Source organism: Sinorhizobium sp. NG07B, assembly GCF_002532005.1.
GTDB classification, from domain to species: Bacteria; Pseudomonadota; Alphaproteobacteria; order Rhizobiales; family Rhizobiaceae; genus Sinorhizobium; species Sinorhizobium fredii_C.
Genome location: NZ_NWTD01000003.1, coordinates 659,661 through 680,131 on the forward strand (window position 1 = coordinate 659,661; position 20,471 = coordinate 680,131).

At 63.3% G+C, this 20,471-nt stretch carries 19 protein-coding genes; 10 read left to right on the plus strand and 9 right to left on the minus strand.

The genetic code is table 11. The features are described from left to right. Nucleotides 1-41 precede the first annotated feature (41 nt). From CO664_RS12960 to CO664_RS12975, 4 genes are all read left to right on the plus strand, one after another. Nucleotides 42-1,085 carry a UDP-glucuronic acid decarboxylase family protein gene (locus CO664_RS12960; protein WP_097525915.1) on the plus strand — a complete coding sequence of 348 codons (1,044 nt, stop codon included), beginning with the start codon at nucleotides 42-44 and terminating at the stop codon, nucleotides 1,083-1,085. Then, nucleotides 1,085-2,071 carry a UDP-glucose 4-epimerase GalE gene (gene galE, locus CO664_RS12965; protein WP_037419550.1) on the plus strand — a complete coding sequence of 329 codons (987 nt, stop codon included), beginning with the start codon at nucleotides 1,085-1,087 and terminating at the stop codon, nucleotides 2,069-2,071. Before CO664_RS12960 ends, galE begins: the two co-directional genes overlap by 1 nt. Then, nucleotides 2,068-3,924, plus strand: a complete 1,857-nt coding sequence (locus CO664_RS12970; RefSeq protein ID WP_097538983.1) for a glycosyltransferase family 2 protein — start codon at nucleotides 2,068-2,070, stop codon at nucleotides 3,922-3,924. The genes galE and CO664_RS12970 overlap by 4 nt, the downstream gene beginning before the upstream one ends. Nucleotides 3,925-4,016: 92 nt before the next feature. Further along, complete coding sequence (locus CO664_RS12975) at nucleotides 4,017-4,958, plus strand: glycoside hydrolase family 26 protein (RefSeq protein ID WP_097538984.1); 942 nt, start codon at nucleotides 4,017-4,019, stop codon at nucleotides 4,956-4,958. 117 nt (nucleotides 4,959-5,075) lie between these two features. Here CO664_RS12975 and CO664_RS12980 read toward each other — a convergent pair whose 3' ends face one another. The 9 genes from CO664_RS12980 to CO664_RS13020 all read right to left on the minus strand — a co-directional run bounded on the left by CO664_RS12980 (nucleotide 5,076) and on the right by CO664_RS13020 (nucleotide 13,823). Continuing rightward, nucleotides 5,076-5,375, minus strand: a complete 300-nt coding sequence (locus tag CO664_RS12980) for a hypothetical protein (protein ID WP_234819760.1) — start codon at nucleotides 5,373-5,375, stop codon at nucleotides 5,076-5,078. Between the two features lie 139 nt (nucleotides 5,376-5,514). Then, entirely contained in the window at nucleotides 5,515-5,952 is a 438-nt protein-coding gene (gene arsC, locus CO664_RS12985) for an arsenate reductase (glutaredoxin) (RefSeq protein WP_037419541.1), read from the minus strand. A 151-nt stretch (nucleotides 5,953-6,103) separates the two neighbouring features. Continuing rightward, entirely contained in the window at nucleotides 6,104-6,877 is a 774-nt protein-coding gene (locus CO664_RS12990; protein ID WP_176536588.1) for an intradiol ring-cleavage dioxygenase, read from the minus strand. A 94-nt stretch (nucleotides 6,878-6,971) separates the two neighbouring features. Further along, nucleotides 6,972-8,276 carry a Gfo/Idh/MocA family oxidoreductase gene (locus tag CO664_RS12995; RefSeq protein WP_097538986.1) on the minus strand — a complete coding sequence of 435 codons (1,305 nt, stop codon included), beginning with the start codon at nucleotides 8,274-8,276 and terminating at the stop codon, nucleotides 6,972-6,974. A 160-nt stretch (nucleotides 8,277-8,436) separates the two neighbouring features. Further along, complete coding sequence (locus CO664_RS13000) at nucleotides 8,437-9,261, minus strand: sugar phosphate isomerase/epimerase family protein (protein ID WP_097538987.1); 825 nt, start codon at nucleotides 9,259-9,261, stop codon at nucleotides 8,437-8,439. Nucleotides 9,262-9,281: 20 nt separating this feature from the next. Further along, nucleotides 9,282-10,697, minus strand: coding sequence for an enolase C-terminal domain-like protein (locus CO664_RS13005; RefSeq protein ID WP_097538988.1), 1,416 nt, complete (start codon nucleotides 10,695-10,697; stop codon nucleotides 9,282-9,284). 7 nt (nucleotides 10,698-10,704) lie between these two features. Then, nucleotides 10,705-11,868: a dihydrodipicolinate synthase family protein gene (locus CO664_RS13010; protein WP_097538989.1), complete on the minus strand. Its 1,164-nt coding sequence runs from the start codon at nucleotides 11,866-11,868 to the stop codon at nucleotides 10,705-10,707. 3 nt (nucleotides 11,869-11,871) lie between these two features. Further along, nucleotides 11,872-13,020, minus strand: a complete 1,149-nt coding sequence (locus CO664_RS13015) for a Gfo/Idh/MocA family oxidoreductase (protein WP_097538990.1) — start codon at nucleotides 13,018-13,020, stop codon at nucleotides 11,872-11,874. 122 nt (nucleotides 13,021-13,142) lie between these two features. Continuing rightward, nucleotides 13,143-13,823: a TetR/AcrR family transcriptional regulator gene (locus CO664_RS13020; RefSeq protein ID WP_097538991.1), complete on the minus strand. Its 681-nt coding sequence runs from the start codon at nucleotides 13,821-13,823 to the stop codon at nucleotides 13,143-13,145. Between the two features lie 211 nt (nucleotides 13,824-14,034). Here CO664_RS13020 and CO664_RS13025 point away from each other — a divergent pair, with 211 nt between their 5' ends. Genes CO664_RS13025 through ugpC form a run of 6 tightly spaced genes read left to right on the plus strand, consistent with a single transcriptional unit; the run spans nucleotide 14,035 to nucleotide 20,377 of the window. Next, on the plus strand, nucleotides 14,035-15,321 hold the full coding sequence (locus CO664_RS13025) for an ABC transporter substrate-binding protein (RefSeq protein ID WP_097538992.1): 1,287 nt from the start codon (nucleotides 14,035-14,037) through the stop codon (nucleotides 15,319-15,321). 5 nt (nucleotides 15,322-15,326) lie between these two features. Next, nucleotides 15,327-16,283, plus strand: coding sequence for a sugar ABC transporter permease (locus CO664_RS13030; protein ID WP_097538993.1), 957 nt, complete (start codon nucleotides 15,327-15,329; stop codon nucleotides 16,281-16,283). Then, a complete protein-coding gene (locus CO664_RS13035; RefSeq protein WP_037419463.1) occupies nucleotides 16,276-17,163 on the plus strand; it encodes a carbohydrate ABC transporter permease in 888 nt (295 codons plus the stop codon). Before CO664_RS13030 ends, CO664_RS13035 begins: the two co-directional genes overlap by 8 nt. Nucleotides 17,164-17,185: 22 nt before the next feature. Continuing rightward, entirely contained in the window at nucleotides 17,186-18,202 is a 1,017-nt protein-coding gene (locus CO664_RS13040) for a Gfo/Idh/MocA family oxidoreductase (RefSeq protein WP_097538994.1), read from the plus strand. Between the two features lies 1 nt (nucleotide 18,203). Then, nucleotides 18,204-19,277, plus strand: a complete 1,074-nt coding sequence (locus CO664_RS13045; protein WP_097538995.1) for a Gfo/Idh/MocA family oxidoreductase — start codon at nucleotides 18,204-18,206, stop codon at nucleotides 19,275-19,277. Between the two features lie 20 nt (nucleotides 19,278-19,297). Further along, nucleotides 19,298-20,377, plus strand: a complete 1,080-nt coding sequence (ugpC, locus tag CO664_RS13050) for a sn-glycerol-3-phosphate ABC transporter ATP-binding protein UgpC (protein WP_097538996.1) — start codon at nucleotides 19,298-19,300, stop codon at nucleotides 20,375-20,377. The last annotated feature ends 94 nt before the right edge of the window (nucleotides 20,378-20,471 follow it).

Here is a 20,471-nt window from a genome sequence, read left to right on the forward strand (position 1 = left end):
AATTATTATAAAGGTTAGTTTATTGGTTTTTGGGGACACGTATGGAATATTTTGAAAATGTAATCAGTGGAAATTCAGATAAATTTGACGAACAGGATAAAGTATTGCGTAGTCCGGCTATCCGGCGACGGATTCTGGTAACTGGCGGCGCAGGTTTCCTCGGGTCACATCTTTGCGAACTGCTTCTCGAGGCAGGGCACGAGGTAATCTGCGCCGACAATTTCTCGACCGGTTTGCGCCGGAACATCGAATCTCTGACGCGCTTCAACGGTTTCAGTCTCGTCGACCACGACATCATCGAGCCGATCGATGTTGAAGTCGACGAAATCTACAATCTTGCCTGCCCGGCCTCGCCGCCGCACTATCAGGCCGATCCCATCCATACGACGAAGACCTGCGTGCTCGGCAGCCTCAACATGCTCGAGCTTGCGGCCCGCAACGGCGCGCGCATCCTTCAGGCCTCGACATCGGAAGTCTATGGCGATCCGCAAGTTCACCCCCAGGTGGAGGGCTACTGGGGCAACGTCAATCCCTTCGGCCCGCGCTCCTGTTACGACGAAGGTAAGCGCTGCGCCGAAACCCTATTCTTTGACTTCCACAAAACCCGTCAGGTCGAGATCAAGGTGGTCCGCATCTTCAACACCTATGGTCCGCGGATGCGCCCGGATGACGGCCGCGTCGTGTCGAACTTCATCGTCCAGGCACTCAAGGGCGAAGACATAACGATCTTCGGCGATGGCTCGCAGACCCGCTCCTTCTGTTTCGTTGACGATCTAATCGACGGCTTCATTCGCATGATGGCCTCGCCGACATCGCTCACCGGTCCGATCAATTTCGGCAATCCCAGCGAATTCACGATCGCCGCGCTCGCCGAACAGGTGATCGAACTCACCGGCTCGCGGTCGAAGATCGTCCACCGACCCTTGCCGGTCGACGACCCCCGCCAACGACGGCCGGATATTTCGCTTGCCGAACGGGAACTCGGCTGGCGCCCCAAGGTGGAACTTGCAGCGGGCCTCGTTCACACGATCAGCCATTTCGATGCACTCCTCGCCCAGGCGAACGAACTCATGGAGGTTGCCTGATGGATATCCCCCGCATCCTCGTAACCGGCGGCGCCGGCTATATTGGCAGCCATACGGCGAAGCTGCTTCGGCTTGAGGGTTTCGAGCCCGTCACCTATGACAATCTGACGACCGGCAACCGCTCGTCGGTGCGCTGGGGACCGTTCATCGAGGGAGATATCCTCGACTCGGCCCATCTCATCGAGATCATCGAGCGCTATGCGCCCGATGCGGTGATCCATTTCGCCGCTTCCGCCTATGTCGGCGAATCTGTCGCCGATCCGGCGAAATACTACCACAACAATGTCTGCGGAACCTTGTCGCTGCTCGACGCCTGCCGGCGGACGGGGCTTGGCAACCTGATCTTCTCGTCGAGTTGCGCCACCTATGGCGTGCCAGCCGTGCTGCCGATCGACGAGGCGACGCCGCAGCGACCGATCAATCCCTATGGCCGGACGAAGCTTATCGCCGAGCACATGCTGTCGGACTACGCTGGCGCCTTTGGCCTCTCCTACGTGGCGCTGCGCTATTTCAACGCCTGCGGCGCCGATCCGGAAGGCGATCTCGGCGAGTGGCACGATCCGGAGACGCATCTCATACCGAGGGCGCTGATGGCGGCGGCCGGCCGAATCGGCCAGCTCGAGGTCTTCGGTGATGATTACGAGACGACCGACGGGACCTGCGTGCGCGACTACATCCACGTCGCCGACCTCGCCAGGGCGCATGTGCTCGCCTATCGGCATCTTGCCGGGGGCGGCAGGAGCCTCGCCGTCAATCTCGGATCCGGCCGCGGCTTCTCGGTCCGGGAAGTGCTGAGCGCGATCGGCGAGGTTACCGGAAAAAACGTGCCGGTGGCGATCCGTCCCCGTCGGGCCGGCGATCCGCCGGTTCTCTACGCCGATTCGAAGCTCGCCCGCGAAGTGCTGGGCTTCTCGCCGCGCTATTCCGACCTAAAGACCATTGTGCGGACCGCCGCCCCGTTCTTCGGACTCGAGGCGCGTCAATGACCCGCCACGTCAAGACTGGCGGCATGGCCGCTGAGGACACGGTCGACGAACCACTGCTCGTGCCAGTGCTGACCGGATATCGCCGGGCCGAATACCTTCTCGGGGCGGCGATGTGGCTTGCCGCGCTCGCCTATCTGTGGGCCTGGTGGCTGGAGCCGCGCCACCACTGGGACATCGTCGGGAGCCTCATGGCGACGGCGACCCTCGCCTGGATCACCCTTCTGCCGGGCTACTTCATCGCGATTTTCTATCGCGCGAGGAAGCCGAACGGCCTGCTGCGGCTGCCGGTCGAAAGCCGCGTCGCCATGGTCGTCACCAAAGCGCCCTCCGAACCCTTTGCCGTTGTGGCCGAGACTCTCAGGGCAATGCTTGCCCAGGATGTGCCGCACGACACCTGGCTTGCCGACGAGGACCCTTCGCCAGAAACACTCGACTGGTGCCGAAGGCAAGGCGTGTTCGTCTCGACTCGCAAGGACCGCGCCGACTACCACCGCACCGCCTGGCCGCGGCGCACGCGCTGCAAGGAAGGCAATCTCACATTTTTTTACGATCATTACGGCTACGGCCGCTACGACTTCGTCGCCCAGCTCGATGCCGACCATGTTCCGGAACCCGGCTACCTTTTCGAAATGTTGCGTCCCTTCGCCGACCCGAAAGTGGGCTACGTTTCGGCTCCGAGCATCTGCGACAGGAACGCCGCCGAAAGCTGGGCGGCGCGCGGCAGGCTCCATGCGGAGGCGAGCATGCACGGGGCGCTGCAGGCCGGCTATAATGGCGGCTTGGCGCCGCTCTGCATCGGCTCGCACTACGCCGTCCGCACCGCCGCCCTCAAGCAGATCGGCGGCCTCGGCCCCGAGCTTGCCGAAGACCATTCGACGACGCTGATGATGAATGCGGCCGGCTGGCGCGGCGTGCATGCGCTCGAGGCGATCGCCCACGGCGATGGGCCGCGCACCTTCGCCGATCTGGTCACCCAGGAGTTCCAGTGGTCGCGCAGCCTGGTCATGCTGCTCCTGCAGTATTCCCCGCGCCTCGTTGGCAAGCTGCCGCTGCGGCTCAAGTTCCAGTTCCTGTTCTCGCAGCTCTGGTATCCGCTCTTTGCGTTCTTCATGGCGCTTATGTTCGCGATGCCGGTCATCGCGCTTGCCCGCGGCGAAAGCCTCATCGCCGTCACCTACCCCGATTTCCTGGCGCATTTCGCACCGCTTTCGATCGTCCTGATCCTGATGGCCCATCGCTGGCGGGCAACCGGAACCTTCCGGCCCTTCGACGCGAAGATCCTGAGCTGGGAATGCATGCTCTTCCTCTTTGCCCGCTGGCCCTGGGCGCTGGCCGGCACGCTGGCTGCCGTTCGCGACTGGCTCACGGGATCCTTCGTCGATTTCCGCGTCACCCCGAAGGCAACGTCGGAAGTCGACCCGCTACCGCTGCGTGTTCTCGCACCCTATGGCGTCCTCTCGCTCGCGGCGGTCCTTCCGGTGCTGTGCATCGGGGATGTCGGCGAGGCCAAGGGTTTTTACCTGCTGGCGATCATGAATGCGGCGATCTACACCCTGCTCCTGATCGTCATCGTCCTCCGCCATGGGCGGGAAAACAGGATCGCCTCGGCACGGCGCTTCTATCGTCCCGCGATGGCGGCGGGCCTCTTGTCGCTCGTCATCCTGCCCGGCATCGCAACCGCCGAGCACGGCAAGGACAGCCTCGAGGCGCTCTCCTGGGGATCGGATCACCTTCGCCTTTTCGAGGAGCGCTACTCGGTGGCGGGTGCGGGCGGAGCGACCTCGCGCAAGACCGTGTTCCGACCTCGGTGGATCTTTCTCCCGGACGATCAGCCGCATGCGGAGGCCAGGTAATGACAGGACGAATTCGACTTCGCCGGTTCGGCTCGACCTCACAAGGCTCGTCGAACCAGGACCATGAAACAGACCGCAGATGGAGCGACAGGATGAACAGGACATCAAGGACAATCGGCTTCGCCCTTGCCAGCCTCATGCTCTCAGGGGCCGTGCTGGCGGCGAGCTCCCCCGGCGGTCGTGCCGGAAATGCAGCCGAAACAATAGACAAGCGGCCGATCTTCACCCAAGACTCGATCACCTTCGGTGCCTATGATCCGCATGGAGACTTCGAGGAGCAGTCGGCTTCCAGGATTGAACACCTCTTCCTGCCCTGGGAAGACGTCGATCTCACAACCTTGAACATAGCCGATGAATACGCCCACGCGCGCGGACGTACGTTGATGATCACCATCGAGCCCTGGTCCTGGTCGCCCAAATGGCGCCTGTCGTCGCAGGGGCTGCTCAAAAGCATTCTCGGCGGGGAGCGAGACCAGAACATGGCTGCGGTCTGCTCAACGGCTGCCAAGCTGAAAAGCCCGCTCATCATCCGCTGGGGCCAGGAAATGGACGAGACAGACAACCAGTTCTCCTGGGCGCACTGGCAGGGCACGGAATTCGCCGCCGCCTTTCGCCGGATAGTCACGGTCTGCCGCGAGCATTTGAAAGATGCGAAGTTCATGTGGTCGCCCAAAGGCAACGAGGGACTCGAGGCCTTCTATCCCGGTGACGACGTCGTCGACGTCATCGGCCTCTCGGTCTTCGGCTATCAGAAATACGATCAGGACAAGACCGGCCGCGATCAGACCTTCGTCGAGCGACTGGCGCCGGGCTACGAGCGCGTCAAGACCTACGGCAAACCGATCATCGTTGCCGAACTCGGCTATGAAGGCGATGCCTCCTATGTCAACGGCTGGGCCGAAAACGTGGCAAAGCGCCACACCGAATTCCCCGCGCTCACCGCCGTCGTCTACTTCAACGATCGTGAAATCTATGACTGGCCGGACGGTTATGGCCGGCCGGACTGGCGCGTCGTTCGAGAGACATCCAATTGATTAGAATCTGCATGTCCGCGTCTCACCGGAGACATGCAGTAGGAGTTGCGCATTCCCGAGCCGGCGCAAAATCCGGCTCCGCAGATGAGCCCACGGCCTCGGCGCGCAACTCCGCCCCTATCTCAAGAAGCAGCTTGACGTTCTGCCGAACCCGCTCGGCGTGCAGATATAGGGGGCGCGGCCGAGATAGGTGGTGCGCACAACCTTGGCCGCCCGCTGGGTTGCGATAACAGGCTTGATCCTGGCAGTCTTCTTGGCCGGCACGGCATAGCCGACCTCTTTCGTCAGCGAGGCGGTCTTGATGCTTTGGTCCGCAGTGGTCGAGCACCCAGTGAGCGTCGCGGCCAGAAGCACGGCGAGCGCGCAACGCACCAAGTTCCCGCTGCCGAATGACCCGGACGAAATCTTCCCTTGCACTTTCACGGCTCGCACTCCCCTCCGATCAGATGGGAGCACCGTACCGGCGAGGCTTTAAGTCGCCGTGCAGAAAATACTTACAACTTGAGCGATCCCGGCAAAACTGGCCAGAAAGCCCGCCGCGCGAGCAGCGCTCTTCTTATGGCTGGACGCGGCGGCCGCTCGCATCGACGACGACTTCGCCGTCCTCCTTCGCGAAGGCGCCCTGCTGCCCGCTAGGCAGGATATCCAGCACCGATTCCGACGGGCGACACAGTTTTACCCCGAGCGGCGAAACGACAATCGGCCGATTGATCAGGATCGGATGCGCGAGCATCGCGTCGAGAAGCTGGTCGTCGGTCAGGTTCCTATCCGAAAGGCCGAGCTCGACATAGGGTGTCCCCTTCTCGCGCAACAGCTCACGCGTCGAAATGCCCATGCGTGCGATCAGCTGCTGAAGCTCGACACGGCTTGGCGGCGTCTTCAGATATTCGATCACCTGCGGTTCGATGCCGGCATTGCGGATCATCGCCAGCGTGTTGCGCGATGTGCCGCAGGCTGGATTGTGGTAGATGACAATATCGACGGGATCGTTCATCGACGTCAGGTCCTTTTCGAATGCTTGTCGCCAAACTGTGCAGCCGTTTTGGGACAACGACAGGCACAAAGCAAGGATCAAAAGCGTTCCAGTCGCCCCGATCTCGCCGAGCTTGGCTCGCGGGCTTCTTTCAGCGGGTGGAGCAGCGGGATCAGGCCGCAACGCCGATCGTATAGCTTGCCTGCAGCACGCCGGTATCGAGCTTCTCGAAATCGAAGATGAACCGAGCGGCATCGCTCGAGGCGAACACCGTATCACCGCCGTTCATGGTGGCGCGCACCGGCCGCGCCGCATAGTCCGGATGCCCCTGATAGACGAGATTGCTCAAGGCGTCGTCGAAGAGAAGCTGGCTGACGAGCAATTCGCGGTCGCCGAGCAGAATGCGCAGATGAATATGGACGGCACGGCTCGGATACCAGCCGGGATAAACGGTGAGGAAGCTGACGACGCCATTGGCATCGCTGACCTGCCGGCCACGCAGGAAGCCGGTGGCTCTGGCCTCGGCATCGTCGGCATTGCACATCGCCGCCGCCTCGCCGGAATAGACGCCGCGCGCATCCGCATGCCAGATCTCGACATCCGCTCCCTCGACCGGCTTGCAGATCGACGCCTCGACTAGGCGAAGGCTGATGCGGGTCGGCAATCCCGTCACGCCCTCGGTGACATCGCTGCGGATTGGCACGTCGTTTGTGTGGCAGGGGCCGAGCGTCTGGGCGAGCGTCGCGATGCATTGCGGCGCGGCCCGGAAGATCGGCTCCGGTAAGGCACCATTGATCCCCGCCGTGCCGCCCGCCCGGAAGTCCGACGCCTGCCAATCAAAGCTCTGGAGCGAGATCGGCTCCCCAGCGCGGCTGCGGGCCATGAAGGCGATCCCGGCTCCCGCAACAATGGCGCCGCCGCCGAGAATGATCGTTCTTCGTTTCATCGGCATCGGAGCGCTCCATTTACGAGGTCGAGGTGCGAGCCGACCGATAGCGTAATCCGGTCTCGAAACGAAGCGGAAGCTCTCCAGCCCAACGTTATTGGCGTCCGCCGGAGGCCGAGGATTGCGCCGCAAACCGCGCAACGGACCGCTTCTCGAAGAGATCCGGCATAAGATCGGCCAGCCGTACCTGTGTCCCGCTGCGCGAGCTTTCCAGCGCGGCGATACCGCAGAGAACCGATAGCGCCCCTGCCCGTGCACCGGCTCGTTGTCCGAGCGGGTCGGCGATGCCGGGCTTGAAGATCATATTGCGCATGCGGTCGTCGCCGCCATAGTGGCCGCCCGAGGAATGCGGCACGTTGACCCGCTCGACGGGCGGCTGGCCCTTCGGGAAGTTGCGGACGAGCAGTATAACGTCCTCCGGCGGTGTCTCCCAGGGCTGGTCCTCGTATTGGCGAAGCTCGATCCGGCCCCTCGTTCCGTTAAAGGCTATGTGGTGGCCCTCGATCGGCTGGAAGGTGTTCAGCGAATAGGAGACATGGACGTCGTTGCCGTAGCGGATGTTTGCGACCATTGTGTCCGGAATGTCGATATCCTCGCGGAAGACGCAACCGTCGCGGAAATAGCCGTCGATCTCCGAAGGCTGCTCGTAAAGCGCATCAAGGAACGGATCGGCACTGATATCCAGATAGAAGTCGCAGCTTGCCTTGTGCGGACAGAGCTTGCAGCGAGGGCCGCGGAACGGCCCCTTTCGGCCATACATCTGCAGTTCGGCAAAGGCGCTGACGGTGTCCGGCTCGCTGTCGAGATACCAGTTCAAAAGATCGAAGTGATGCGTCGCCTTGTGGACGAAGAGGCTGCCGGAGCGGTCCGTATAGGCATGCCAGCGGCGGAAATAGTCGGCCCCGTGGCGGGTATCGAGATACCAATGGAAGTCGACCGAGGTGACGCGGCCGATTTCGCCAGCATTGATGAGTTCCTTGATGCGCGCCGCCGTCGGCGCAAAGCGGTAGTTGAAGGAGACATCCACACGCTGCCCGGTGCGCTTCTCCGCATCGAGAATGCGGCGGATTTTTTCGACCGTCGTCGCCATCGGCTTCTCGGTGATGACGTCGGCGCCGGATTCGAGCGCCTTGACGACGATGTCGTCATGGGTGTCGTCCGGGGTGCAGACGATCACCAGGTCCGGCCGCGTCTCAGTCAGCATCGCGTCGACGTCGCCATAGATCGGCGCATTGCTGGCGATCATCGTGCGGGCACGCTCCGCCCGCAGCGCATTGGTATCGGCTATGGCAACCAGATCGACGAACCCGCGCCAACCGGCGAGAAGGTCTTTGCCCCACATGGTGGTGCCGCGGTTACCGGTGCCGACCAGCGCAAAACGGCGTTTGTCATCCATCATCTCTCACGCAATCCTGTCTGGAGTGGCACCGCGCGACCGGCGGCAGAAAGAACAACATGTAAATTTAGAATACATGTTAGCGGCCGATATCGGCGAAAGTCAACCGAGAAACCCGGACGTCCGCCTTCTACTTGTAAGATGCATATCCGAGTTCACCTTCTCAGCAGCAGCTTCTGAAGCGTTCGACGCAGGTGGCGATCACCTCCTCGGCCGGGCGTTTCCACCAGTTGTCGGCGGAGAAGATCTCGACCTCCTGGGCTCCAAGGAAGCCCGCCGCCTCGATCATGCCGCGGATTTCCCTGAGGTCGATGACGCCGTCGCCCATCATGCCGCGATCGGTGAGCATGTCCTTCGTCGGCACCAGCCAATCGCAGATGTGATGCGCGAGGATCGCCTTCATTCGGCCGGCCCGGGCGATCTGGTTGGCGAGATTGGGATCCCACCAGACATGGTAGACGTCGATCGCGACGCCGACGCCCGCGCCCAGCGTCTCGCAGATGTCGAGCGCCTGGCCGAGCGTGTTCACGCAGGCCCGGTCGGCCGCATACATCGGGTGGAGCGGCTCGATCGCCAGCGGCACGCCCGCGGCGCGCGCATGCGGCAGCACGGCGGCGATGCCCTCCTCGACCATCCGTCGCGCTCGATCGATGTCCTTCGATCCGTCGGGAAGGCCGCCGACGACGAGGACCAGGCAGTCCGCACCGAGCGCCGCCGCCTCGTCGATGGCGCGCCTGTTGTCGTCAAGCGCCTTCTCGCGGCCGGCGGCATCCGCCGCCGGAAAGAAGCCGCCGCGGCAGAGGCCGGTCAGCTTCAGCCCCTTGGAACGGACGATGCGGGCGGCCTCGTTAAGACCGATCGCCGCTACCTGGTCGCGCCAGGGCGCGATTGCCGTGATGCCGTGCTTCAGGCAGACATCCACAGCCTCGGCGAAGCCGCATTGCTGACGGATCGTCGCCAGATTGATGGAAAGACCCTCGACCTGCATGCTGTTCTCCTCCCGGTTTCTCAGCCCGTCATCGACGCCCAGTCCGGCTCGACCGAGGAGCCGAGGCCGGCCGCCCTCAAGACGGATGCGAAGGTGATTTCGCCGTTTCGGATGGCGAGACGCGCCCGTCGGGCGGCGCTTTCGTAAAGCTCGCCATGAGCGGCAAGATAGGCGCCCTGCTCCGCTGCCGGCGCTCGCCCCATGCCGTCGACATAGTGATGGCCGTTGCGCTCGATATGCCCGGCGCCTATCAGCGCTGCCAGCACGAGATCCTGTTGAAGGCCAAGACCGGCCTGCGTCGTCAGATCCTCGGCGGACATGAAGTAGCGGCTGTTGCCGGCATGGCCATTCCATTTCTCGACGCGGGCGCGATTGATCAGCGAGCGATAAAAGCCTTTGCAGGATTTTGACGAGATGCCGGCATAGCCAAGCTCGCGGGCCCGCAGAAAGGATCCGACATCGCCATCGGACTCGTCGATCTCGATCGGCAGGCGCTCGGCGATCGCCGCGACCGGTTTCGACAGCGCCTCGGCGCGCGCGATCGGTTGCTCGAAGAACAGCACGGATGCCCGCAGCCTTTTCAGGCGGGGTTCCTTCTCGATCCGGTCGAGAAGGTCGGCGACCATTTCGCCGCGTTCGAACTGCTCGTTGCCGTCGAGCGTCACGCGATAATCTTCACCATTGTGATCGAGCACCGCGGCGATCGCGACGAGCCGCTCGCAATCTTCGGCGGGACGGCCGGAAACCTTGATCTTGAACCAGCGGTGGCCATAGGCGGCGATCACCTCGTCGAGCGTCTGCGGCAGCCCGTCTTCGAGCCGCTGGCCGGGTTCCAGGTCGGCCGTACCCAAGGCGTCCGCAAGGCCGATCGTGTGGCGGACGGCCAGCGTCGGCGAAGGCGCCAGGCGCGACAGGAAGCGAGGCAAATCGAAACCGGCGAGATCGGGCGCGGTGGCGTCGGATATCCCGAGCAGATTGCGCGTGACTGCCTCTGCGGCGCTGACGCCGTTCATGCGGCACATTGCATCGATGATGGCGCGGTCTACAAGCGCCAGCCCATAGGAGGCGACCAACGCCGGCAGGCCGTGCCGCGCCGCATTTCGGTGATGGTCCGCCTCCGCGGCGGCATGCAAGCCGAATGCCGTATCAGCCTTCAGCGACCGCAACCCCCCAATCGCCAGGCGAAGCGACATGCGGAGCTGCTCGACATTCTCTCCGGGCGACAATTCCGGGTTCTTGTCGAACCATTTCGGCATCATCATCTCGGCCGACCAGCCGGCGCCCAAGCGGCCGCGTTCATCCTCGATCCGCACCCGAACGAAAACCTGCGGCGCGTTCTCGACATGCGCCGCGCCGAAGCGGAAGGGAAAACGGAAGTCGACCGGCCGCTCGAAGACTTCCGCTTCGACGAGCCTGATGCGAGGAACTTCGCTCATGCCCGCCTCAGTCAATGCCGTGAACGGCGAGTACGCGCTTCATGCGCGCGAGCGCCAGTTCCGGATCGGCGAGAGCGCCTGCCCTGTCCGCCAGCCGGAAGAGTTCGGCAAGATGGGCAAGCGAGCGGGCACTCTGCTGACCGCCGATCATCGCGAAGTGATCCTGCAAGCCGTTCAGATAGGCGAGGAACACGACCCCGGTCTTGTAGAAGCGCGTCGGCGCCTTGAAGATATGCCGAGACAGCGGCACGGTCGGCTCGAGCAGTTCGAAGAAGTCGCCGTTCCGGCCGTGGCCGAGAGCCTCCAGCGCGGCCGATGCCACCGGCGCGATCGCGTCGAAGATGCCGAGCAGCGCGTCGGAATGGCCCTGGTCGTCGCCGGCGATCAGTTCGGCATAGTTGAAGTCGTCGCCGGTATACATGCGCGCGCCCTTCGGCAGTTGCCGGCGCATGGCGATCTCCTTCTCCCTGGAAAGCAGCGAGATCTTGATGCCGTCGACCTTTTCCGCATGCGCCTCGATGACCTTGAGGCAGGTCTTCATCGCCTCCATGTGGTCCGCATTGCCCCAATAGCCTTGAAGCGCCGGGTCGAACATCTCGCCGAGCCAATGGATGATCACCGGCTGCTTCACCTGCGAGAGGACCCGGTCATAGACACGGACATAGTCGTCCGGGCTCCTGGCGGCCGCGGCGAGCGCACGGCTCGCCATCAGGATGATCCGTCCGCCTTCGGCTTCGATCGTCTCGATTTGGCTCTCATAGGCCTCGAGGATGTCGTCGATCGTCACCTCCGGGCCGGGCGTCAGATGGTCTGTGCCGGCACCGCAGGCAATAAGCGCACCCGGCCGACCGCGGGCTTCGGCAAGCGCCCGGCGGATGAGCTCGCGGGCCTCCGGCCAGCCAAGCCCCATGCCGCGCTGGGCGGTGTCCATCGCTTCGGCGACCCCGAGGCCGAGGTCCCAGAGCCGGTGGCGGAAGGCGAGCGTCCGCTCCCAATCGATTGCCGGATTGAGCCACGGATCGTTGTCGGCGAGCGGATCGGCGACGACATGTGCCGCCGCGAAGGCTACGCGCGGGAAGGCCGCCGCATCCCGCTTCCTGAGCGGAACCGGCCGGCCGCTGAGCTCGTAGCGGACGAGCCTGCCTTCGAGGGGAAGATCGATGCTCGCCATGGCTCAGAACTCCAGTTCCGGAACATCGAGCCAGCGGCGCTCTTCCCAGGACTTCAGCCCGAGCTCGGCGAGCTGCACGCCCTTGGCGCCTGCCTCGAGACCGTAGGGCCACGGGGCGTCCTCGGCGACATGGCGCAGGAACATTTCCCACTGCGCCTTGAAGCCGTTGTCGAAGATCTGCGTGTCCGGAACCTCGTCCCAGGTCTTGTAGAAATCGATGGTCTGCGGCTGGTCCGGGTTCCAGACCGGCTTCGGCGTGTTGACGCGGTGCTGGGTCCAGCACTTCGTCAGCCCGGCGACGGCCGAGCCGTGCGTCCCGTCGACCTGGAAGGTGACGAGATCGTCGCGGCGCACGCGCACGGCCCAGGAGGAGTTGATCTGCGCGATCACCCCGCCTTCGAGTTCAAAGGTCGCATAGGCCGCATCGTCGGTGTCGCAATCGTAGATCCGGCCCTGTTCGTCGACGCGGCTCGGGATGTGGGTGGCGCCAAGGCAGGATACCGCCGTGACCTCGCCGAACAGGTTGTCGAGCACGTAGCGCCAGTGGCAGAGCATGTCGAGAATAATGCCGCCGCCATCGTCCTTGCGGTAGTTCCAGGAGGGCCGCTGGGCCGGTACGCCCCAATCGCCTTCGAAGACCCAATAGCCGAACTCGCCGCGCACCGAGAGAATCTTGCCGAAGAAGCCGGACTCCTTGAGCAGCGCCAGCTTGCGCAGGCCGGGCAGGAACAGCTTGTCCTGCACCACGCCATGCTTCAGCCCGGAGGCACGCGCCTTGCGGGCCAGTTTGACGGCGACTTTCAGATCATCGGAAATCGGCTTCTCGCAATAGACATGCTTGCCCGCATCGAGCGCCCTGCCGATCAGTTCGGCGCGCATCAGCGTCGTGCCGGCATCGAAGAAGATCCGGTCGTTCGGATCCGATAGCGCCGCGTCGAGGTCGGTCGACCAGCGGGCGATGTTATGGCGCTTCGCCAGTTGTTCCATCTTGTCGCGGTTACGCCCGACGATGATCGGCTCGATCTCCAGCCGTTCGCCGGATGTGAGCGTGATGCCGCCCTGATCGCGAATGGCCAGGATCGAGCGCACCAGATGCTGGTTGTAGCCCATCCGGCCGGTGACACCGTGCAGAATTATCCCCAAACGTGGCATGCAGTTTCCTCCCTGACAGGCCTCGCGGGAGTGAGCCAGCCCTCCCAGTCGAGTAACTAAACGGTTACTTTGTGGCAGAGAAAATTCCCGCTTGTCAACATTAAAAACGACATGACAGCGATTCAGCGGCGGATGGAGGCCAGAGTCACCTGGACGATGTGACGTCTCCAGTCCTCGAGATTGGCCTCGTCCATGAGGTCGCGGCCGAAGATCGTCGTCAGCGTGTGCCGGTTGGAGAGGTAGAAATAGCCGAGTGCGGCGATCGTCAGATAGACGTTCAACGGATCGGCCTCGACGCGGAACAGCCCCTTCGCCTTGCCGCGATCGAGCAACTCGGCAAGCTTGTCGATGAAATGCGAATGCAGTTCCTTGAGCCGCGTCGACTGGCGCAGCCAGCGGGCGCCGTGCAGGTTCTCGGTGCCGAGCAGGCTCAGGAATTCCGGGTGTTCGCGGAAGTATTTCCAAGTGAACATGGCGAGTTCCGCCACTCCCTGCTCCGGTGCCAAGTCACTCAGATTCAAGGATCTTTCGGCCGTTCGGATGCCGATATAGGCCTCCTCCAGAACGGCAAGGTAGAGTTGCTCCTTGTCGCCGAAATAGTGATAGAGCATGCGCTTGTTGGTGCCGGCCCGCTCAGCGATCGCATCGACCCGGGCGCCGCCGATGCCGTTCTCGGCGAACTCCACTGTCGCGGCGGCGAGGATCGAGGCGCGCGTGCGCTCCGGGTCGCGACTTCCGGCCCGTTCCGCCCGTCCGCCATTGCCTGCCTTTTTCGCCTTCCCTTCCGCCTGACCCTTGTCCATTCCGCCACCTCCGGCACCTCTTGCCAGCCGTGGCGATCGGTGCGACATTGTAAATAAATATTACAAGATAATGATACCTTCGCACACAACTGCTTGACAGGCTCATTGCTTGTCCATAGCTTGTAACCAATTAGTTATTTGTTGCAAGAGGACGGCGTAACGAAACCAGGGACCGGAACGTTGTGAGGCGTTCCTGAGGGAGGAGGAACCGATGACAATGCGCATGACCAGACGCAACGTGCTCGCCGGAGGGGCGGCACTTCTTTCATATTCCATGCTGGCGTCGAGCGCGCTTTCTCAGGAAGCGCGGCTCAGAATGCTCTGGTGGGGCTCGCAGGCTCGCGCCGACCGCACCAACAAGGTCAACCAGCTCTTTCAGGAACAGAACCCGGGCGTCGCCATCAACGGCGAGTTCCTCGGCTGGAGCGATTACTGGCCCCGGCTTGCGACCCAAGTCGCCGGCCGCAACGCGCCGGATATCATCCAGATGGACTATCGCTATATCGTCGAATACGCCCGCCGCGGCGCGCTGGCGCCCCTCAACGATTATCTCGGCTCGGTGCTGAAAGTCGAGGATTTCGACAAGGTGCAGATCGAGGGCGGCAGCGTCGACGGCAAGCTCTACGGCATCAGCCTCGGCGCCAATTCGGCGGCGATGATGGTCAACACCGTCGCCTTCGAGGAAGCCGGCATCGATCTACCGACCCCGGCGACCACCTGGGACGATCTGGCAAGGATCGGCGCCGAGATCACCAAGGCCGGCAAGCGCAAGGGCTTCTACGGTATCGCCGACGGCAGCGGCGTTGAACCGCTCCTGGAAAACTGGCTGCGCCAGCGTGGGAAGGCGCTCTTCACGGCCGACGGCAAGATCGCCTATGACGCGAACGACGCCGCCGACTGGTTCGTCATGTGGGCGGCCATGCGCGAAGCCAAGGCCTGCGTGCCGCCGGATATCCAGGCGCTCGATCAGTATACCCCTGAGACGAGTCCGCTGTCGCTCGGCAAGGCTGCCGCCTCCTATGCCCATTCCAACCAGTTCGTCACCTATCAGGGCATCAACAAGGACAAGCTGGCGCTCAGCAACTTTCCCTTGATCGGCAACGATGCCAAAGGCGGCCACTACCGCAAGCCGTCGATGTTCTTCTCGGTCTCGGCTCAGACGAAGGACCCGGAGCTCGGCGCGAAGTATGTCAATTTCTTCGTCACCGACCCCAAGGCCGCCGAAATCCTCGGCGTCGAGCGTGGCGTACCGGAGTCGGCGGCCGTGCGTGAGAAGCTCGCGCCGACACTCGACGAGTTGGGACGCGCCATGCTCGACTACGTCTCCGGCCTCGGCGCACTTGCCGGCGACCTGCCACCCCCTCCGCCCAGCGGCGCCGGCGAGGCCGAGTTCGCCTTGCGTACCGTCGCCGAACAGGTGGGCTTCGGCCAGCTCGATGTGAAGCAGGGCGGCGAGACGCTGGTGAACGAGGTCACGCAGATCCTGTCGCGAGGGTAAGGGCTATGGCTGCCGTGCAGGATTCCGCCGTAGCCGTCGGTGCGGGCGCCAGGGGGCGCCCCGCCGGACAGGGCCGCTTCGCCGCCATCTTGACAAGACATGGTGCCGGCTACATGTTCCTGTTGCCGTGGCTCGTCGGCTTCTTCGGGCTGACGCTCGGGCCTGCCGTCGCCTCGCTCTATCTCTCCTTCACCAGTTTCGACCTGATCCGCTCTCCGGAGTGGGTCGGGACGGCCAATTACGTCCGCATCGCCACGGCCGATCCGAAGTTTGCGGCCTCGCTGAAGGTGACGTTCCTCTATGTGGTCTTGTCGGTCCCCTTCAAGCTGGCCTTCGCGCTTTTGGTCGCCATCCTTCTCGATCGCGGCGTCAAGGGCCTCACGGTCTATCGCGCCATCTTCTACCTGCCGTCGCTGCTCGGCGGCAGCGTGGCGATCGCCGTGCTCTGGCGGCAGCTCTTTGCCGGCGACGGCCTGATCAATAGTCTGCTCGCCCAGTTCGGCATCGAGGGCCCGAGCTGGATCTCGCATCCGGACTATTCGATCTGGACGCTCGTCGTCTTGAGCGTCTGGCAGTTCGGCTCGCCGATGATCATCTTCCTCGCCGGGCTGCGGCAGATCCCGACCGACATGTACGAGGCGGCAAGCCTCGACGGAGCGTCAAAGTTCCGGCAGTTCTACAAGATCACCCTGCCGCTGCTCACCCCGGTCATCTTCTTCAACGCGGTCGTGCAGACGATCGAGGCCTTCAAGGCCTTCACCCCCGCCTTCATCATCTCCGGCGGCACCGGCGGGCCGATCAACTCGACGCTGTTCTACACGCTCTATCTCTATCAGGAGGCCTTCGGGAACTTCCGCATGGGCTATGCCTCGGCGCTCGCCTGGATCCTCGTGCTGATCATCGGACTGTTCACGGCCTTCTCGTTCCTGACCTCTCGTTACTGGGTGCACTACGATGACTGACGCGACCATGAGCTCGATCACCGCACCCCCCCCGCCGACGGCCAATCGCCGCAGCCCCCTCGGTTCTGTTCTCATCCATGCCGGACTGATCGCCGCCTCCTTCGCCATGCTCTATCCGCTCTTGTGGATGGTCTCGGCATCGGTCCGGCCGGAGGACGAGATCTTCTCCTCGACGACGCTCTGGCCCTCGTCGGTGGATTTTGCCTCCTATGTCCGCGGCTGGTTCGGGCTCGACGTCAGCTTCGGACGGTTCACCTGGAATTCCGTGGTGATCGCAGTTCTGACGGTGATGGGCAATGTCATCGCCTGCTCGCTTGCGGCCTACGCCTTCGCGCGGCTGCGCTTTGCCGGCCGCAATTTCTGGTTCGCGATGATGCTCGGGACGATGATGATCCCCTATCACGTCACCCTCATCCCGCAATATGTGCTGTTCCTAGACCTCGGCTGGGTCAACACCATCCTGCCGCTGGTCGTGCCGAAGTTCCTGGCGAGCGACGCCTTCTTCATCTTCCTGATGGTGCAGTTCTTCCGCGGCATTCCGCGCGAGCTCGACGAGGCGGCGATGATGGACGGCTGCGGGCCGTGGCGCATCTACTGGAAGATCATGCTGCCGCTGTCGCTTCCCGTACTGGCGACGGCCGCGATCTTCTCCTTCATCTGGACCTGGGACGATTTCTTCGGGCCGCTGATCTATCTGAACGACATGAACACCTACACCATCCAGCTGGGCTTAAGAACCTTCGTCGATTCGAGCAGCACCTCCGACTGGGGCGGCCTCTTCGCCATGTCGACGCTGTCGCTGGTGCCTGTGTTCTTCTTCTTCCTGTTCTTCCAGCGCCTGCTGATCGAAGGCATCGCCACCACCGGCATGAAACGCTGACCGACGGAGTTCAAAGACCATCATGATCGAATTGCGTTTCGCCGCCGTCGGCCTCAACCACAATCATATCTACGGCCAGGTGAATTGCCTGCTGCGCGCCGGCGCCCGCCTCGTCGGCTTCCACGAGCCGGACGATGCGCTGGCGGCGGAATTTGCCGGCGTCTACAAGGATGCGCCGCGCATCGCGACGCTCCCCCAAATCCTCGAGGATGAGAGCATCGGCCTCATCGCCACGGCGGCGGTCTCCGCCGAGCGGGCGGAACTGGCGATCCGCGCCATGCAGCTCGGCAAGGACGTGCTGGCCGACAAGCCGGGGATGACGAGCCTCGAGCAGCTCGCCAAGGTGCGCCGGGTCCAGGCGGAGACCGGACGGATCTACTCGATCCTCTATTCGGAGCATTTCGAAAGCCCGGCGACGGTCAAGGCCGGCGAGCTGGTCGCCGCCGGCGCCATCGGCGATGTCGTGCACCTCGTCGGCCTCGGACCGCACCGGCTGCGGCGCGATACGCGCCCGGACTGGTTCTTCCGCCGCTCAGAATATGGCGGCATCCTCACCGACATCGCCTCGCATCAGTGCGAGCAGTTCCTGTTCTTCACCGGCGCCGACGACGCGGCCATCCTTTCGGCGAGCGTCGACAGCCGAAGCGTCCCCGACGAGCCCGAGCTGCAGGATACCGGCAACATTCATCTTTCGACCGCCGAGGCCACCGGCATGATCCATGTGAACTGGCTGACCCCGGACGGCATGCCGACCTGGGGCGACGGCCGGCTCTTCATCGTCGGCACGACCGGAACGATCGAGGTGCGCAAGACTGTCGACCTCGCCGGTCGCGAAGGCGGCAACCACCTCTTCCTCGCAGGTCGCTATGGTGTGGAGCACATCGACTGCTCGGCAGTCGAGCTTCCCTTCGGCCGCCAGCTGCTCGACGACATCCGCGACCGAACCGAAACCGCCATGCCGCAGCAACGCTGCTTCAAGGCCATGGAACTTGCGCTTCGCGCCCAGGCGATCGCCGAACAGAACCGGGAAAAGAACTGACATGAGCGTAAAGACAGTCGCCATCATCGGCTGCGGCATCGGCCGGTTGCACATGATCGAGGGTTACCTGCCGCATCCGGACAAGTTCCGCGTCCAGGCGATCTGCGATCTCAACGAAGAGCGCCTCAACGAATTCGGCAACGAATTCGGCATCGAGAGCCGCACCACCTCCTTCGAGGACGTGCTTGCCGATGAGACGATCGACATCGTCGACATCTGCACGCCGCCCGGCATCCATCTCGAGCAGGTGATCGCGGCGCTTGCCGCCGGCAAGCACGTCATCTGCGAGAAACCGCTGACCGGCTCGCTCGCCGGCGTCGACAAGATCATCGAAGCGGAAAAACGCGCCCGGGGCGTGCTGATGCCAATCTTCCAGTATCGCTATGGCGACGGCATCGAGAAGGCAAAGCGTATCATCGAGGCCGGGATTGCCGGCAAACCCTATGTAGGTTCGGTCGAGACGTACTGGCTGCGCAAGCCTGAATATTATTCCGTCCCCTGGCGCGGCAAATGGGCGACCGAGCTCGGCGGCGTGCTGGTCACCCATGCGCTGCATTTGCATGACATGCTGCTGCATCTCCTCGGTCCGGTCTCCAAGGTGTTCGGCCGAGTCGCGACCCGCGTCAACGACATCGAGGTCGAGGATTGCGCCTCGGCGAGCCTGCTGATGCGGAACGGCGCCTTCGTGTCGCTGTCCTGCACGCTCGGGTCGCAGGAGCAGATCAGCCGGCTCAGGCTGCATTTCGAGAATGTCACCTTCGAGAGCAGCCATGAACCCTATACGCCGGGCAAGGATCCCTGGAAGATCATCGCGGCCAATGAGGCGGTCCAATCTCAGATAGACGAGGTGATCGGCAATTGGCAGCCGGTGTCGCCGCGCTTCACCACCCAGATGGCGCATTTCCACGCCCATTTGAACGGAGCGGCCCCGCTGCCGGTGACGACGAAGGATGCTCGGCGGGCGCTGGAACTGGTGACGGCGATCTACCAGTCGGCGGATACCGGGCGTGAGATTTCACTGCCGATCGGCCCGGACAGCCCGAAATACGCCGATTGGCGCGCCAATACGCGATAGGCGCAGGGGAGGAATTGGAAATGGCAACCAGCGTCGTTCTTCAGAAGGTCGAGAAACGCTATGGCGCGCTCGACGTGATCCACGGCATCGACCTCACCATCGATCCCGGCGAATTCGCCGTTTTCGTCGGTCCGTCCGGCTGTGGCAAGTCCACCTTGCTTCGGATGATCGCCGGGCTCGAGGAGATTTCCGACGGCACGCTGATGCTCGACAACGACCGGATGAACGAGGTGGCGCCGGCCAAGCGCGGCATCGCCATGGTGTTCCAGTCCTATGCGCTCTACCCGCATATGTCGGTCTACAAGAATCTTGCCTTCGGCCTCGAAACGGCGGGCTACAGGAAGGCCGACATCGAGCCGAAGGTGCGCCGGGCCGCCGAGATCCTGCAGATCGAGAAGCTCCTCGACCGCAAGCCGAAGGCGCTATCGGGCGGCCAGCGCCAGCGCGTCGCCATCGGCCGGGCGATCGTGCGGGAACCGCGCATCTTCCTGTTCGACGAGCCGCTTTCCAACCTCGATGCGGAACTGCGCGTCCAGATGCGCGTCGAGATCTCCCGGCTCCACCGCGATCTCGGCAACACGATGATCTACGTGACCCACGACCAGGTGGAAGCGATGACCATGGCCGACAAGATCGTCGTCCTGAATTCCGGCCGCATCGAGCAGGTCGGCGCGCCGCTCGATCTCTACAACAACCCGGTCAACCGCTTCGTTGCCGGCTTCATCGGCAGCCCGAAAATGAATTTCCTCAAGGCGCGGATCGGCGGCGTCAGCGAAAACGAAACGGCAATCGAAGTCTGCGGCGGCACGATCCGCCTGCCGCGTCGCCTCAACGGCGCAACAGAAGGGCAGGAAGTCACTTTCGGCATCCGCCCCGAGCATCTCTCGGCCCGCGACAGCGGCATCGCGCTTGCGGCCGTCAATGTCGAGCTTGTCGAGAATCTCGGCGGCGAGACCATGCTCTACGGCATCACTCCCGACAGCCAGCAGCTGACCATCGCGCTCGAAGGTCAGCAAAAGGTGGAGCGCGGCGCCAATCTTTCGGTCTATTTCGATCCCGCCCGCTGTCACGTCTTCGGCCTGGACGGCAGGGCGATGTAGGCGACAACCAGGCAACTCGCGATCGGCTCTTCGCTGGGCACCTTAAGAAGGCGCTAATTCAAGGTAGCCGATCGCACCGGGCTGCGCTAGAATC

Excerpts from the sequence above, each read along its gene's own strand:
- CO664_RS13040 (WP_097538994.1), top strand. The coding sequence starts at position 17,186 with ATGATCGAATTGCGTTTCGCCGCCGTCGGCCTCAACCACAATCATATC.
- galE (WP_037419550.1), top strand. The coding sequence starts at position 1,085 with ATGGATATCCCCCGCATCCTCGTAACCGGCGGCGCCGGCTATATTGGC.
- ugpC (WP_097538996.1), top strand. The coding sequence starts at position 19,298 with ATGGCAACCAGCGTCGTTCTTCAGAAGGTCGAGAAACGCTATGGCGCG.
- CO664_RS13045 (WP_097538995.1), top strand. The coding sequence starts at position 18,204 with ATGAGCGTAAAGACAGTCGCCATCATCGGCTGCGGCATCGGCCGGTTG.
- CO664_RS12995 (WP_097538986.1), bottom strand. The coding sequence starts at position 8,276 with ATGATGGATGACAAACGCCGTTTTGCGCTGGTCGGCACCGGTAACCGC.
- CO664_RS13010 (WP_097538989.1), bottom strand. The coding sequence starts at position 11,868 with ATGGCGAGCATCGATCTTCCCCTCGAAGGCAGGCTCGTCCGCTACGAG.
- arsC (WP_037419541.1), bottom strand. The coding sequence starts at position 5,952 with ATGAACGATCCCGTCGATATTGTCATCTACCACAATCCAGCCTGCGGC.
- CO664_RS12975 (WP_097538984.1), top strand. The coding sequence starts at position 4,017 with ATGAACAGGACATCAAGGACAATCGGCTTCGCCCTTGCCAGCCTCATG.
- CO664_RS13015 (WP_097538990.1), bottom strand. The coding sequence starts at position 13,020 with ATGCCACGTTTGGGGATAATTCTGCACGGTGTCACCGGCCGGATGGGC.
- CO664_RS12960 (WP_097525915.1), top strand. The coding sequence starts at position 42 with ATGGAATATTTTGAAAATGTAATCAGTGGAAATTCAGATAAATTTGAC.
- CO664_RS13035 (WP_037419463.1), top strand. The coding sequence starts at position 16,276 with ATGACTGACGCGACCATGAGCTCGATCACCGCACCCCCCCCGCCGACG.
- CO664_RS12970 (WP_097538983.1), top strand. The coding sequence starts at position 2,068 with ATGACCCGCCACGTCAAGACTGGCGGCATGGCCGCTGAGGACACGGTC.
- CO664_RS13025 (WP_097538992.1), top strand. The coding sequence starts at position 14,035 with ATGACAATGCGCATGACCAGACGCAACGTGCTCGCCGGAGGGGCGGCA.
- CO664_RS13030 (WP_097538993.1), top strand. The coding sequence starts at position 15,327 with ATGGCTGCCGTGCAGGATTCCGCCGTAGCCGTCGGTGCGGGCGCCAGG.
- CO664_RS13020 (WP_097538991.1), bottom strand. The coding sequence starts at position 13,823 with ATGGACAAGGGTCAGGCGGAAGGGAAGGCGAAAAAGGCAGGCAATGGC.
- CO664_RS13005 (WP_097538988.1), bottom strand. The coding sequence starts at position 10,697 with ATGAGCGAAGTTCCTCGCATCAGGCTCGTCGAAGCGGAAGTCTTCGAG.
- CO664_RS13000 (WP_097538987.1), bottom strand. The coding sequence starts at position 9,261 with ATGCAGGTCGAGGGTCTTTCCATCAATCTGGCGACGATCCGTCAGCAA.
- CO664_RS12990 (WP_176536588.1), bottom strand. The coding sequence starts at position 6,877 with ATGAAACGAAGAACGATCATTCTCGGCGGCGGCGCCATTGTTGCGGGA.